Origin of the sequence: Micromonospora craterilacus (assembly GCF_003236315.1) — a bacterium.
GTDB lineage: Bacteria > Actinomycetota > Actinomycetes > Mycobacteriales > Micromonosporaceae > Micromonospora > Micromonospora craterilacus.
The window spans coordinates 1-15,472 of sequence record NZ_POTY01000007.1; the positions used below are offsets into that span (position 1 = coordinate 1).

At 68.9% G+C, this 15,472-nt stretch carries 7 protein-coding genes and 1 pseudogene; all 8 read right to left on the reverse strand.

Annotated elements, in window-relative coordinates:
- Nucleotides 1-220: pseudogene (locus C1I95_RS02485) on the reverse strand (hypothetical protein); the annotation flags it as partial.
- Nucleotides 221-245: 25 nt separating this feature from the next.
- On the reverse strand, nucleotides 246-3,440 hold the full coding sequence (locus C1I95_RS02490) for a family 43 glycosylhydrolase (protein ID WP_438941273.1): 3,195 nt from the start codon (nucleotides 3,438-3,440) through the stop codon (nucleotides 246-248).
- Nucleotides 3,441-3,515: 75 nt separating this feature from the next.
- On the reverse strand, nucleotides 3,516-8,252 hold the full coding sequence (locus C1I95_RS02495) for a galactose-binding domain-containing protein (RefSeq protein ID WP_233513329.1): 4,737 nt from the start codon (nucleotides 8,250-8,252) through the stop codon (nucleotides 3,516-3,518).
- Between the two features lie 176 nt (nucleotides 8,253-8,428).
- The gene (locus C1I95_RS02500) at nucleotides 8,429-10,351 is read right to left on the reverse strand and encodes a glycoside hydrolase family 127 protein (RefSeq protein WP_111212110.1); all 1,923 of its coding nucleotides are present in this window, start codon (nucleotides 10,349-10,351) and stop codon (nucleotides 8,429-8,431) included.
- Between the two features lie 2 nt (nucleotides 10,352-10,353).
- A complete protein-coding gene (locus tag C1I95_RS02505; protein ID WP_111212111.1) occupies nucleotides 10,354-11,268 on the reverse strand; it encodes a carbohydrate ABC transporter permease in 915 nt (304 codons plus the stop codon).
- Between the two features lie 4 nt (nucleotides 11,269-11,272).
- Nucleotides 11,273-12,190 (reverse strand): carbohydrate ABC transporter permease, encoded by a 918-nt coding sequence (locus tag C1I95_RS02510; RefSeq protein ID WP_111212112.1) that lies wholly within the window; start codon nucleotides 12,188-12,190, stop codon nucleotides 11,273-11,275.
- A 108-nt stretch (nucleotides 12,191-12,298) separates the two neighbouring features.
- Nucleotides 12,299-13,585: an ABC transporter substrate-binding protein gene (locus C1I95_RS02515; protein WP_233513330.1), complete on the reverse strand. Its 1,287-nt coding sequence runs from the start codon at nucleotides 13,583-13,585 to the stop codon at nucleotides 12,299-12,301.
- A gap of 118 nt (nucleotides 13,586-13,703) precedes the next feature.
- Nucleotides 13,704-15,212, reverse strand: a complete 1,509-nt coding sequence (gene araA / locus C1I95_RS02520; protein ID WP_111212160.1) for an L-arabinose isomerase — start codon at nucleotides 15,210-15,212, stop codon at nucleotides 13,704-13,706.
- Nucleotides 15,213-15,472: the final 260 nt, after the last annotated feature.

The following is a 15,472-nucleotide window of genomic DNA, read 5'->3' on the forward strand; positions in this document are numbered from 1 at the left end:
CCAGCAGGGTCGAGCCGTCCTCGGCCAGCGCGACCGAGTCACCGGCGATCGACATCGCCAACACACCCGGCTCCCTGATCGGCTCGATATCCACCGTCACCCGCACATCCGACTCGTCACCAGGCTCCGCCAACGCCGGCGACCCGATCGCCACCGAACCGGCCAACATGGCACCCGCGGCACCCGCCGCGAACAGCCGCTTACGATTCCACACGTTCATCTCGATGCTCCGTTATCACTCGTGGTTACTGGGCTTGACGGGGGTCGGCGGCGCAGTCGACGCCGGAGTACTGCTCGGTGACGACAGTCGTCACGTCCTTGCCGTTGACGGCACCGGTGACCTGGACGGTCGCCGAACCGGCCGGCACCGAGCCCGCCCGGGTGGCGAACTGCTGGAAGGCGTTCCCACCCGGCGCCACGTTCGCGACGGAACGCTCGCCGTACGCGGTCTCCAGCGTGATGCCCACCGCCGCGGTGTGGTCGTTGCGCGCCTGCACCGCGACGTACGCCTTACCGGCGACGCACCGCGCCTGCACGGTCACCGTGACCGGCAACTTGGGCTGGACACCCGGGTCGTCGGCGAAGACCCGCCAGTCCGTGATCGCAACTGCGGAGTAGGTGGTGCCGTTGCCGTTGGCCCGGATCGTGGCCCGCACCCGCGAGGTGGTGACGGGGTCGAAGGTGACGCTGTTGAACGCGGTCGTGCTCGTGCCGTAGTTGGACGCGCCGGTCACGTCCCGCCAGGCCGAGCCGGCCTCGTCCCAGTACTGCAGCACCCACCCGTCGGGCTGGGCGACACCATCGCCGGAACCCTGGTTGGAGTCCCGCCAGAACTTCAGCTCCGTGCCGACGATCCGCACCGGGCGGGCCCAGTCGTACTGGACCCACTGGGTGGCCGGCCGGGTGCCGGACCAGGTGCCCCAGATCTGCGCCTGGCTCGGGCTCGCCGGGTCGGCGCCGTCGTTGAGCGCGGTGATGCTGTTCCAGCTCGCCGTGTAGGAGGCGGTCGGGGTCGCGATGGGCGCGATGTTGCCCGTGAGCGGCCCGGACAGGTCCGCCGGGAGGACGACCGACTTGGCGGTCTCCAGGTTCCCGGCCACGTCGAGCGCCCGGAACGACACGGTGTGCCGGTTCGAGTCGGGTGCCGTGATGGCACCGCTGTACGTGGTCCACGCACCGGTGCCGATGGCGTACTCGATCCGGGCGACGCCGGAGGTGGCGTCGGTCGCGGTCACCGTGACCGAACGGTTGGTGCTGTTCACGGTGCCCGTGCTGACCGGTGCGGTGGCGTCGATGCGTACGGCGAGGTTCGCCGGCACCGAGACGTTGCCCGCACGGTCGGTCGCGGTCGCCGTGACGGTGTGCTGCCCGTCCCCGGAGACGTTGACGTCGACGAACCGCACGTCGTTGGCGACGGTCGGCTGGCCGTTGTTCACCCGCGAGGAGATGCTCAGCCGGCCACCACGGTCGTCGACACCGGCGACCCGCACCCGCACCGCCGACCGGAACCAGCCGGCGCTACCGGCGCTGCCACTGGGCGTGAGCGTCACCGTCGGGGCGGTCTCGTCGCCCTCGGTGTCGTCCGGAGAGATCACCGTGACCTGCGCGGAGACCCGCCCGGCGGCGTAGCCGAGCACGGTGCCCTGGATGGTGAACGTCCGAGGCGCCGCGACATCCTCCGGCTTGACCGCGTCCCAGTAGACCGGCACCCGCAGCGTCTCGCTGCCGAACGACACCGGAAGGGTGTCGGGCAGGTCGGTCTCGCCCACCTCGACCGTCAACGCGGGTGCGGTGACGGCGGTGCTCGGCTGCGCGGCGAGGATCTTCCACTCCTCGACCGCCACCGCCGAGTAGGTGCTGCCGTTGGTCGACGCGTCGAACACCGCGCGGACCTGCGTGGTGGTCACCGGGTCGAAGGTGGTGTTCTGGAAGCCCTGCGTGCTGGTCGGGAAGCCGCTCGGGTTCGGCACGTCGGCCCACTGGCCGGTGTCGAGGTTCCAGTACTGGATGCGCCAGCGGGCCGGCGCGGCCACACCGACTCCGCTGCCCTGCGGCTGGTCGTTCCAGAAGTCGATCTGCGAACCGGAGATCCGCATCGGCTGGTCCCAGGTGTACTGCACCCACTGCTGGGGCGGGTTGTTGCCGGTCCAGGTGCCCCACATGTCCGGCGGCAGCGGGTTCGACCGGACGATCTCGTCGTTGAGCGCCTTCACCCAGTACTGGGTGGGTACCGGCTCGTTGGAGACGGTGACCCTGGCCTCCTGGGCGATGTTCGGCCGGGGGGTGAGGTCGCGTCCCTTGGCCGGCGTCGGCGTGACGAGCTTCATCCGCGGCGGGGTCTGCGTGTCGTCCCACTCGACCGGGTCGATCGCCACCGAACGACGGAAGTGGCCGCCGCCGACCGCGTCGGCGGTGTGGTACGCGAGGTACCACTTGCCGTTGAACTCCAGGATGCCCGGGTGGCTCGTGGTCGAGGAGACCGGCCGGAGCATGGTCCCCCGGTAGGTCCACGGCCCCTCGGGCGACGACGCCGTCCCGTACGCGATGCAGGCGTGGTAGTTCGCCGGGGTGCACTGCGAGGTCGGGCCGGCGTTGTTGCCGGCGTACGCCATGTAGTAGGTGTTGTTGCGCTTGAAGATCCAGGCGCCCTCGAAGAAGCCGGTCAGTCCCGTGACGGTGCGCGGGCTGCCGATCGTGGTCTTCATGTCCTGCTGGAGTTCGAGCATGCGCAGGTTGCTGAACGAGCCCCACCAGATGTACACCCGCTGGTTGGGGGCCTGCCCGTCGATGAGGATCGTCGGGTCGATGTTGTGGATGGTGTTGGCCGTGGGCACCCGCTGGGAGATGATCGGCCCGCCTGCGTGGTCGGTCCACGGGCCGGTCGGGCTGTCCGAGACGGCCACGCCGATCGCGAACTTGTCGGACGCCGGGCTGTTGCGCTCGTGGATCGGGACGTACCAGTAGTAGCGCCCGTCAATGCCCTGGACCACCTGACCCGCGTACGCCCGTCCCGCCGTGGCCCAGGCGAAGACCGTTTCCGGACGCATCAGCGACGGGAAGTGGGTCCACTCGCCGGCTTCGACGTCGGTGGTCCGGAACGCACCCCACTCGTTCATGATGAAGTCGTTGGTGGACGGTCCGGCCTGGTCGTGGCCGGTGTAGATGTAGAGCTGGTCCTTGCCGGTGTCGTTGCCCGGCGCGCCGGCCTTCACGACGACCGGTGCCGGGTCGGCCGAGTAGTAGCTGCCGTCGCCGAGGATGGGATTGACGGTGTTGGTGAAGGTGCGCGACTCGGGTTCGGCCGCCGAGGCCGGGGCAGCGACCCCGACCAGACCGCCGGCGACGAGCCCGGCGACCGCGGCCACGGAGAGCATCCGGCGGAACCGGCCCGACGGCCGAAGGGATAGTGGGGCGGCGCCGCGTCCCACGGTGGTGTTCACGGTGTCGATCTCCTCACTGTTGCGCAGGGGGGAGGGGTGGTGGCGGCGCCGGGAAGGCGCCGCCACCACAAAGGGTCAGCCGCAGCTGAGCGCGCCGAACGGCGCCGGGATCTCGATGGTCGTCGGCACGCCGTTGAACGTCCCGGTGACCTTCACCGTCGCGGTTGCGGCCTGCACCGTCTTGGCCCGGGAGTTGAACGACTGGAAGACGGACTTCCCGGGAGCGACGTCGGCCACCTTGCGCGACCCGTACGGCGTGACCAGCTCGATGGTGAGCGGCACGTCCTCCGCGTTGCGCGCGTTGACCGAGACGTAGACGTTGGCGCCGGTGCACTGGGTGCGCGCCTGCACCTCGACGTCCCAGGTCGGGACCGCCGGAGGGTTGCCAACGGTGAGGGTCAGCGTGGTCCGCGTGGCGCCGGCTTCGCTGACGTAGTCGGGCAGGATCAGGTCACCGATGATGGTGTAGCGACCCTCGGTGTTGACGATGTTCGGGTCGAACCTCCAGTTGACGCCGATGGCCTGGTTGTCCCGCGAACCGTCGTTGTAGGAGACCTCGATCTTGTTGGGCAGGTAGGGCTGCTCGCCCACCTCGACCTTCTGCTCGAAGGACTCGGCGCCCTGGATCGAGATGCCGCCGGTGGACATTTCCGGCCGCACGTACACGCGGGCCTCGGCGATCAGGCCGTACGCGTCGTTGGTGCCGTAGACCACGAACGGGTCGACGTTGGTCTCCGCGACCATCTCAGGCGTGATCGTCTGCCAGTTGAACGCGACGTTGCCGCGAGCGCCACTGGCGTAGACCGCGTCGAGCGTGCTCGGCAGGGTCGGCACCTGGCCCACACCGGTACGGATCAGCACCGGCGAGCGCACCGAGTCGACGGTCTCGCCGTTGGCGCGCCAGCGCAGCACGCCCGTGCCCGCACCGCTGCCCTGCACGCCCCAGATGCGGATGCGCAGGTAGCTGGTCGTGATCGGTTCGAAGTTGAACTTGTTGTAGGTGTTGGTGGCCAGCCCACCGGCGTACGTCGACCCACCGGTGAGGGTGACCGGCGTCCAGGTGGTGCCGTTCGTGGAGCTCTCGATGGCGTAGGTGGTCGCGTTCGGCCGACGGGTGCCACCGTTGTCGTCGTACCAGTAGATGTCGGTCGAGGAGAGGCGCACCGGTGCGCTCCACCGGTACTGGATCCACGCCGTGTTCGCGACGCTGGTGCCGTTGGCCGGCTGACCCCAGTTACCCCAACCGTTCCCGGCACCCGGGTTCGAGTTGGCCGGGTTGCTGGCCTCGTTGACCCGCGAGTGGTTCTCCCACGACGCGGTGCCGCTGGTGCTGACCGTCGCCGAGGAGCCGAACTCCGCGGAGACCTCCCGCTTGGCGAGGGTCACCGCCACGGTCACCTCGGACCGCTTCTCCCCGTCGTTGGCGAAGAACCGGAACACGTAGTCACCGGCGACCGTGCCGGTCACCCGGGTGGCGAGCGCCTTCGAGTCGGCGAAGATGACGCCCGCGCCCTGCGGCGCCGAGACGGTCTCCCAGCCGAAGGTGAGCTCGCTGTCGTACGGGATGCCGTCGTCGGTCGCCGTGCCGACCAGGCGGGTGGACAGGTTGCCGTCCGCCGAGCCGTCCCGGGTGGCGGTGACGACCGGTGCCTGGTTCGAGACCTCCGGTACGTCACGCCCCGAGTCGAACACCTGGATCTCGGAGATCGCGGTGAAGAAGGTCGGGTTGTTGGTGAACGCGATCCGCACCTTGTTCGAGGTCACCTTGTTGAAGAGCGCCTCGTTGAACTTCGCCGACGGGACGGTCGGGCTCTTGAACTGGCCCGGCACCTCCTTCCAGCCACCGCTGCCGTTGGGCACCTGGATCCACCAGCGCGACGGCTCACGGTAGCCACCGGCCTGCCGGTCGCTGACGAAGGTCACCTTCACGTTGTCGAACGACTTCGCCGAGCCCAGGTCGAGCTCGATGTAGCCGTTGCGGTCGGTCGTGCCGTAGTTGCCCCAGTACGGCTCGTTGGCGGTGATGCCGTCGGTCACGGCGGCCAGCGACACCGGCCGCTCGGTCTCCTTGATCGCGCCCGGCGTGTAGTTCATCGAGGTGGTGCTCCAGCCCGGCGTGTGGAACTGCCGCCACGGCGTCGGCCGCACGCCCTGCTGGGTGTACGACGAGCTCAGGGTGGCGCCCTTGGCCAGGTTCGGCGCGTTCTCGGTGAGGTCGATGCCGGCCGTCTTGAGGTAGCTGACGACGCGGTCGTCCTCGATCTGGGTGTTCACCGCGCTCGGGAAGGTACTTCCGGTCGCCGCGGTGAAGGTGACGGTCAGACCGTCCTCGGCCTGCACCTGGTTGGTGTTCGGGTCGTAGGTGAACTTGCCGAGCTTGTCGGTGCTGACCTTCTTCTCGCCGTTGAGGAACAGGCTGTAGCCGGCGCCCAGGCCGTACTTGCTGCCGTCCGGGTCCCAGACGATGGTCACGTCCTGCCCGTGGTAGCGCAGGTTGTTGGCCATGAAGTGGTCGTAGCCGAACTTGATCGGCCACAGCTCGATCTTGTCATCGGAACGCGGCTGGATGCCCGCCATGTCCTCGATGAAGATGTAGTTCATGTTGCCGAGCATGATGTGGTTCGGGTTGTTGCGGTTGTAGGTCTTCGCGGTCGCGTTCCAGTTGGAGTAGTACTCCGCCTGGTTCGCCACGCGCATGTCCGCACTCGGGTAGATGCTCCACGCCATCCAGTCCAGCAGCCGCTTGGCGTAGGTCGGGGTGACGTACTTCTGCTCCGGGTCGTAGTGGCGCAGCGCCGACCGGACACCGCGGTACTGCACGGTGAAGTTGATGTTGGAGAAGTTGTTCGAGCCGCCGATCCCGTAGGCCGCCCGGTCGTACTGGTTGGCCGTGTAGAACGGGAAGATCGGGAAGTTGTCGCCGTAGGTCAGGAAGCGGAAACCGTCGACGTACTTCTGCCACTGGTCGGTCGGGATGAGGTTCTCGGCGTAGATGTCGTAGAGGTTCGACTCCTTGGCCGGGATCAGGTTACGAGCCGAGGCCGGCAGCGGGTTGTTCCGGCCGTTGGAGCTGGCCGCGCTGGTGGCGCCGTGCGACGTGCCGGCCAGGAACATCCGCATGTCCGGGCTCCACAGCCGGTTGAGGATCGCGTCGCGGATCTCGTCGGCCTTGGTCCCCATCTCGTTGACCTTGGCCTGGTCCGCGTCGGAGATCTGGTAGAGCTGCCGGGCCGCGTCCAAGGCGCCCCACACGTACGCCGACTCCGGACGCTCGATCGTCCGCGCGCCGGGTGCGCTGGCGTTGCTCTTCGGGTAGCCGAACGTGATCGCGTCGGCGTCGTTGCCCGGCATGTAGTTGGTGTCGTAGGCGATCAGCTTGTCGTTGTTGCCGTCGTAGTGCTCAAGCTGACCGACGCCGTCGCCCTCGAAGTACTTGGCGAACTTGCGGGCGATGTCCTTGCCACCACCGTGCACGTTGTAGGCCTCGAGCCCGGCCGTGCCGATGTACTGCGAGTAGTGGTTGTTCCAGCTCGTGTGACCGGGGCTGTCCAGGAACGCCGAGGAGCCGGACAGTTCACCGATGTTGAGGATCTGCCCGTACGGCAGGTACGGCGTACGCAGCCACTTGGTGTCCTGCAGGTGCATCGGCTGGGTCAGCGCGACGGCGTTCTGGTAGAGGTTCACCCCCTCGATCGTCGTCGGGTACTGGTAGACGTGGCCGGACGCGTTGGCGTCGAGGCTGTTGTAACGCTCGCCCCACCAGCGGTAGACGATCGCCTTCTCCAGCGCGGGGTCCGGCACGTTGATGTACGGGACGTCCTGCGCCCAGCGGCGGTTGAACTCGGTGATGCCGGAGCGCACGGCCTCGGCCGGCGACTTGCCGGCGTACTCCTGGTAGCTCTGCACCGTCTTCGGCAGGGTGGCCGAGGAGACGGCACCGACGACCGACAGCGACACCGAGCCGCCGGCCGGCACGGTGATCTCGCGGTCGAGATTGCTGCCGCTTCGGGTGAAGCCGGCACCGCTGAGGTCGATCTTGATCGAGTCCCACGCGGTGTCGACGAGCCCGTTGTTGGAGCCGCTGGTGATGTTGCGGCTGCCGGTGAGCGAGTTCGTGCCCGGTCCGGCCTGGGTGGCCAGCGGCGAGGCGGCGCGGACCGTGAAGGTCGCCGCCGAGGTGCCCGGGTTGGTGAAGTCGATGGCGGTGACCGCGACGTTGTCGTAGGTCATGAACTTGGTCAGATCGGCGCTGACACCGGTGGTGCCGATCGTGTAGCGGCTCTTGGCGTGGCTCGGCGCGTTGAACCGGTTGGCGTTGACCTCGGTGACGGTCTGCCCGGGCACGGTGACCGTGTACAGGTTGCCGAGGTTGTTCGGGCCACCGACGTACGCGCTGCCGGCGAAGCCCATGATGGTGAAGTTGTTGTTGCTCGCACCACGCATGTACAGGGAACGGCCTCGGGTCATCAGCACCGCTGACCCGAGGGTTCCCTGGACGCCCAGAATCCGGTCGAGGTAGTAGTCCGTGCCGCCGGCGGCCAGGTCCTTCTCGAAGATCGACTGGTGCATGTTCCCCGCGCTGAACGGCACACCGGGCCGCAGCTGGTTGGCGACGTCGCCAACGTTGCTGTAGACCGGGTCGCCGATCTCCATGACGTGGTTCTGCCCGTTGGTGTAGACACCAACGTCACCCTCGTTGCCGGGCAGGATCGGGCTGGCGGCGTGGGCCGGGGACGGTACGCCGACTCCTCCCACCACTAGCGCGGCTAGGGCCGCCCAGAGGGGCGCCCTCCTCACGCGTCTACGGCTCATCTTTCTTTCCTCCTTGTAATCGGTACGGCTCGGTGACGACGGCGACGTCACCAGCACCGCACCTTGGTGGTGATATCGAGCGGCATGTGGCTGTCGTCCCTGGAGGGCGCGCCGGACATTCCGGCCACCGACGTGAGCGTTAACATCAAGCCCGCCCTCCAGGGCATTTCGGGTGATCAGTTGGTAGTGGGGAGCCAGACGCGCATCGTCGACGGCCCGCGGTTGGCCCACGCGTGGTACGCCACCAGCGGCACCTGGTCGAGCTGCTCCCCCGCGACGGGCGCCGAGTCGGCCGAGTCGGTCCGGTACGGCCAGTCGTGGTCGTGCGGACGCCCACGCCGGCAGCGCACGGTGACCCGGCCGTCGAACAGGCGGGGCGGCTGGCTGGTGTCGACGCAAAGCTCGTCGACGGTTTCGACGCCCGGGACGTCCACGGACTCCAGGGCGAACACGAGCGGACCGCGCTCCACCGCGACACAGCCGCGGACCGCGTCGATACGCGCGTCCGGGTAGCTGAACCGGGGTGCCATCGGCAGCGACAGGACGACCTCGTCGCCGCGCCGCCACGTCCGCCGCTCGGTGACCACGCCCGGGCCGACCGGCCGGGTGTCGCCGTCGACGGTCAGCGTCGCGCCCTGGGCCGCCCACCCGGGCACTCGCAACGACAGCGCCCAGGGGCGTTCGTCGTCGCTGTCGATCCGCACCCGGATCTCGCCGTCGTGCGGGTACTCGGTCGCGACGGTCACGCACAGCGCACGCCCGTCGGCGAGGCGGTGCTCGACCGTGCCGGGCAGGTACTGGTGCAGCTGGAGACCCTCGTCGTCGGAGGTCGCCACGTACGCCGCCAGACTGGCCAGGGTGCGGGCCACGTTGGTCGGGCAGCAGGAGACCTCGAACCAGGGCGCCCGCAGCGAGGCCGCCGCGCGCAGGCTGGGCCGGTCGGCGTCGGGAACGGTGCCGAGCTCACGGCGGTGCAGGGTGTTTGTGTAGAAGAAGCTCCGCCCGTCCGCCGACGGTGAGGTCGCCACGACGTTGAAGAGCGTCCGCTCGATGAGGTCGGCGTACCGGGGGTCGCCGTCGGCGAGCAGCAGCCGCCAGGCCAGCATCACCGAACCGATCCCGGCGCAGGTCTCCGAGTAGGCGCGGTCGGGGGGCAGCACGAAGTCCCCGCCGAACGCCTCGTCCTGGTGGCGGGAGCCCTGCCCACCGGTGACGTAGGTACGCCGCGCCACCGCGTTCTTCCACTGGTTGCGTACCGACTCCAGCAGGCTGGCGTCCTTCAGTTCGACCGCGACGTCGACGACGCCGGCGGCGAGGTAGTTCGCCCGGACCGCGTGCCCACGCAGCACCGTCGCCTCCCGGACCGGAGTCTCGTCCTGGAAGTACTCCCGTCCGAATTCCACGTCGCTGAGCCGGCCGTGGCCCCGCCGGTCGACGAAGAGCGCGGCCTGGGCGAGGTAGCGGTCGTCACCGGTGACCCGGGCGAACTCCACCAGCGCGGGCTCGATCTCCGCGTGCCCGCAGAGCCCGTCGATGCCGTCGGGTCCGAACGTCTCGCAGATGTTGTCGGCGGCCCGGCGGGCGACCTCGACCAGCCCGTCGTCCGCGCCCGGACGGGTCCGGGCGCGGGCCACCGCGGCCTGCAGGAGGTGACCGATGCAGTAGATCTCGTGGCCCCATTCGAGGTCGGACCAGCGCGGTGCCTGCCCGCGCCGACCGAACTTGGTGTTCAGGTAGCCGTCGGGCTCCTGTGCCGCGGCCACCCGCCGCACCACGGCGCGGAACCGCGACTCGAGTTCCGGGTCGTCGGTCCGGCCGATCTCCCACGCCATCGCTTCGAGGAACTTGTAGATCTCCGAGTCGGAGAACTCGCGTCCGCGGCGGTCACGGGCGAGGTCGCCCTGCACGGCCAGGTCGAAGTTCCGGATCCAGCCCTCACGCTCAAGCCAGTACTCGATGTGCTCGAGGGTCGCGAGAGCGTTGACCGACTGACGCTCGGCCCAGAATCCGCCCGTGATGCGGATTTCGTCCAACCCGAGCGGCCGGAGCTGGCCACGGATCGGCAGAACCGGCGCGACCGTAGGTGCGGTGCCGCTCATGCTCATCCTTTCAATGCGCCGGACATGAAGCCGCGCACGTAGTGACGTTGAAGCAGTAGGAACAGGACGATGCACGGGAGGGCGAGAACGACGACGCCCGCTTCGGTGGCCCCGTAGTCGACGACACCTTGGACCTGGCCGCGCAGGTTGGACACGGCGAGCGGCAGGGTCATCCGCTCGCTGTCGTTGATGAGGATCAGCGGCGCCATGAAGTCGTTCCAGGCGGCGAGGAACGCGAACAGCCCGACGGTGATCAGGCCCGGCTTCACCGCGGGCAACAGCACCCGCCAGAGCGCGCCGAACGACGAGCATCCGTCGACCATCGCGGCCTCGTCGAGTTGGCGCGGCACCGCTTCGAACGAGATGCGCATCAGGAAGGTGGCGAAGGGCAACTGGAACATCGCGAGTACCAGCGCCACCCCGACCAGGGAGTTCTGCAGCCCCACCTGGTTGAGCAACACGTAGAGCGGGATCAGCAACGTCGCGTACGGGACCATGAGAATGGCGAGCGTGACCAGGAACAGGATGTTCTTGCCGGGGAACTTGAACCGGGCGAACGCGTAACCGCCGAGGAAGGAGATCACCAGCGTCAGGGCGACGGTGAGCAGCGAGACGAACGCCGAGTTGGCGAGGTAACGCCAGACGCCGGCCTGATAGCCGCCCAGCGTCTCGTAGTTGCCGAACCCCCAGCCGTCCACCTGGTTCGTGCCGGCCTGCGGGGAGACCGAGGCGACCGCCGTCCAGAGCAGCGGTGCCAGGAAGATCAACCCGACCGCTCCGGTGAACACCCAGTACGGCGTGCGCAGCGCGATGCCGGCGATGGTGATCCCGTCCGACTTCTTCGGGCCGGCCGGGGCCGCGGCGGACGGCGGAGCCGAGCCGCCGGCGGTCGGGGTGGAGGTGGAATCGATGGCCATCGGGTCAGCTCTCCTCGGACCGGAAGGCGCGCAGTTGCAGCGCGTTGATGAGGACCAGGGCCACCAGCACGATGACCGAGAGGGCCGCCGCCACACCGAGGTCGTTCTGACCTTGGAACGCCACCATGTAGATGAGCTGGACGACGGTGATCGTGCTGTTGTCCGGGCCGCCCTTGGTGAGGATGTAGAACTGCTCGAAGGCGAGCAGGGAGCCGGTCACGCAGAGCACGGTCGTCAGTGCCAGCGTCGGGCGCAGCAGCGGCAGGGTGACCTTCCGGAAGGTCTGCCAACGGCTGGCGCCGTCCGAGCGGGCGGCTTCGTACACGTCCGCCGGGATGCCTTGCAGACCGACGAGCATGAGCACCATGTAGAAGCCGGCGTAGCGCCACACGATGAGGAAGGTCGTCGAGAACAGCGCCGCGTTCGGTGAGCCGAGGAAGGTGATGCCGAGGTGGTCCATCACGGGTGCCAGCGGGCTCGCGTACGGCGAGTAGAGCACGTAGAACAGCAGCGACGCCGAGGCCAACCCGAGGGCACTGGGAATCAGGAACGACGCCCGGAGCAGGTTGTTCCACCGGCTCGACTCCTGCACCAGCAGGGCCAGCCCCAACCCCAGGGCCAGCAGCAGTACGGTCGCCAGCACGGTGTACTTGACGGTGAACACCACCGAGTCGGTGAAGAAGCGGTGGTTGATCGCCTTCACGAAGTTGTCGGGAGCGTTGATTCCCTGGTCGCCGGTGAGCAGCGGCCACTTCGACACCGACATCTTGATGACGAGCAGCAGCGGAACCGCGAACAGCGCCACCACGAAGACCGCCGTCGGCGTCGCGTAGATCCAGCCGAGCAGGGCCTGACGGCCACGGGGGCGGGCGCGGCCCCGTTTCGCCGCGCTTGGCGGGCGAGACGGTGCGGTGACTGTCATGGGAACCTCTCGTTCGTTCGGCGGCAGGCTGGTCGTTGACGCGTCCGGTGCCGCAGGCGTGTGCCGGCCCGATAACCGGTCGGTCGGCACACGCCTGCGACGGTGGCGCTACTGCTTGAGCACGGCGGTGATCTCGCCGTTGTCCTTCTGCAGGTCGCCGCTACCGTTGAGCACCTGGTTGCGGATGAGGGTCAGCCACGGGCTGTTCGGGGCGTTGAACGCCTGCTGGAAGTTCAGCGCGACCGGGGTGTCGCCCTTGCCGGCCACCTCGTTGATGGTGACCAGTCGCGGGTCCTCGGCGGCGTACTTGTTGTTCGCGAGGTCGGAACGCGACACCACGTCCTTGTTCTTCGCCAGCACCTCGACCTGGGCGTCCTCGGACATCATCCAGCTGAGGAAGTTCCAGGCCTGCGCCGCCTTCTTCGAGTCCTTCGAGACACCGATGCCGTCGCCACCGACGAAGGTGGAGGCACCGCCGGTGGGGCCGGGGATGCCGGCGACACCGACGTCGAACGGGGTCGAGGAGAGCAGCGTCGCCGGGTAGAACATCAGACCGACCTTGCCCTCGGTGAAGCCGGCGGTCCAGGTCGGACCGGTCTCGCCCGCCGAGGAGGGCAGCACGGCGCCGGACTTCCACAGGTCGGCCCAGGTGCTGTAGACCTTCTGGGCGGTCTCGTCGGCGAGCTTGGACTCGGTGCCGTCCGGGCTCATCACCTGACCGCCGCTGGCCCAGATCGACGGGAACCAGGTGAAGACCAGGCAGCCGCCGCAGTTCAGACCGGCCGCCGTGCCGTAGACGCCGTCCTTCTTCAGCGCCTGGACGGCCTTGGCGGCGGCGGCGTACTCCTCGAGGTTCGCCGGCGCCTTCTCCGGGTCCAGCCCGGCCTCCCGGAACAGATCCTTGTTCCAGAACAGCATCGACAGGTCCAGCACGAACGGCAGCACGTGCGGCTTGCCGTCAACCGTGCCGGCCGAGAGGTGCCCCTTGTTGATGGTGTCCTTGAAGCTGAGGCCGTTGATGTTCGAGCTGAGGTCCTGGAACAGTCCCTGGCTCACCCAGTTCGGCACGTAGACGATGTCCGCGGCGAACAGGTCCGGGAGGCCGCTCGAACCGGCCGCCGCGCCGACCTTCGCGACGTAGTCGTCGTTGGGAACGACGGTCAGCTTGACCGTGTTCTCGTGGCTGGCGTTGTAGGCGTCGACGAGGAGCTTCGCCTGCTTCTCCAGCGGGGCGCGGGTCCACAGGGTGAGCTCGCTGCCGTCGTCGATGCCGTTGGGGCCGGCCTCGGCCGCGTTCGAGCCGCTCGGTTCGTCGCTGCTGCACGCTGCGCCGCTGAGGGCCAGCGTCGCCACCAGCACGCCGGCCAGCGAACGCAGGACTGGGCGCCTGCCCAAGGTTCTTCTCATTGTTCCTTCTCCTAGGGGGTTCGTCGTTCGGCGGGAGCCGCTGTGCGGTCCCAGCGAGCCGAGGATTCTCCGGTCGTTGGTGCGGTTCTGCTGCGAGACGGCGGCGTTACAGCCGCTGCGCCAGCCGGTAGTAGGCGTTGTTCCAGCGGATGTGATTGGCGAACGACCGCTGGTCGGAGGCGGCGTCGATCATCGCCAGCTCGACGCCCGCCATGTCGGCGAAGTCGGCGAGCGGTTCCCGGCCGACTGCGGTACTGAGTACGGTGTGGTGCGGCCCGCCGGCGAGCAGCCAGCACTCGGCCGACGTGGCGAGGTCGGGGCGGGGCTTCCAGACCGCCCGGGCGACCGGCAGCCGCGGCAGCGGCTCGTCCGGCTCCACCAGGTCGATCTCGTTGGCGGTCAGCCGGAGCCGGCCACCCAGATCCGCGAGGCCGACGACGAGACCCGGGCCGGGCGCGGCGGTGAAGACCAGGCGGACCGGGTCTTCGCGACCGCCGATCGACAGCGGGTGGATCTGGAGGCTTGGCCGGCCGGCCGCGATGCTCGGGCAGACCTCGAGCATGTGCGCGCCGAGGATCTTCGGCTCGCCCGGCCCCAGGTGGTAGGTGTAGTCCTCCATGAACGAGGTGCCGCCGGGCGCGTCGCCGGCCATCACCTTCATGATCCGCAGCAGTGCCGCCGTCTTCCAGTCGCCCTCACCACCGAACCCGTAGCCGTCGGCCATCAGGTTCTGCACGGCGAGGCCGGGAAGTTGCCGCAGACCTCCCAGGTCCTCGAAGTTCGTGGTGAAGGCGTCGAAGCCGCCGGCTTCGAGGAACTGGCGGAGCCCGATCTCGATCCGGGCGCCGTACCGCAGCGAGTCGTGCCGCTCGCCACCGCGACGCAGCTCGGCTGCCACGTCGTAGCGCTCCTCGTACTCGACGACGAGCTTGTCCACGTCGGCGTCCGCGACCTCGTCGACCGCCGCGACGAGCGCGTTCACCCCGTAGCCGTTGACCGAGACGCCCAGGGTCGCCTGGGCACCGACCTTGTCGCCCTCGGTCACGGCCACGTCCCGCATGTTGTCGCCGAAGCGGGCCAGCCGGAGTGACCGGGCGGCCCGCCAGCCCGTCGCCGCCCGCGCCCAGTCGTCGATCCGGGCCAGCACCGCCGGATCGCCGGCGAAGCCCGCGACGGTCTTCCGGGCCACGCCTAGCCGCGACTGCACGTACCCGAACTCACGGTCGCCGTGCGCGGCCTGGTTGAGGTTCATGAAGTCCATGTCCAACTCGGCCCACGGCAGTGCCCGGTTGGCCTGGGTGTGCAGGTGCAGCATCGGCTTGCCGAGCGCGGTCAGACCGGCGATCCACGCCTTCGCCGGCGAGAACGTGTGCATCCAGGTGATGACGCCGACCACCGCATCGTTCGCGGTGGCGTCCAGGCAGGTCCGGCGGATCGCGTCGGCGGTCGTGAGCACCGGCTTCCACACCACCCGTGGACCCGAGCGCAGCCCGCTGGCGACCAGCTGGCACACCTCGCGGGACTGCGCCGCGACCTGTTCAAGCACCTGTTCGCCGTACAGCGCCTGGCTACCCGTCAGGAACCAGATCTCTCCGGTTTCGTCCAATGTCGACACGAGTGTCACTCCGTTCCAACGGGCCGGCCGGGCTGGCCGTACGTGTTCGGGTGGCCGTGGAGCGCGGCGCGGGCCGCGGTGGAGATCGCCGCGCCGCCCGCGGGTGCGTGGGTGGCACCCGCGACGCGCGGCAGTCGCTCACCGGTAGCGGCCAGGAACTCGCCCGTGACACGATGCGCGTACTTGTGGACAGCGGAGCCAACCACCGCACCATCGGAGACGCGGACCATGACGGCCCTGCCCGACAGCGCACCACAGTC

Coding starts and splice junctions, on each gene's coding strand:
- C1I95_RS02495 (WP_233513329.1), bottom strand. CDS start 8,252: ATGAGCCGTAGACGCGTGAGGAGGGCGCCCCTCTGGGCGGCCCTAGCC.
- C1I95_RS02500 (WP_111212110.1), bottom strand. CDS start 10,351: ATGAGCGGCACCGCACCTACGGTCGCGCCGGTTCTGCCGATCCGTGGC.
- C1I95_RS02505 (WP_111212111.1), bottom strand. CDS start 11,268: ATGGCCATCGATTCCACCTCCACCCCGACCGCCGGCGGCTCGGCTCCG.
- C1I95_RS02510 (WP_111212112.1), bottom strand. CDS start 12,190: ATGACAGTCACCGCACCGTCTCGCCCGCCAAGCGCGGCGAAACGGGGC.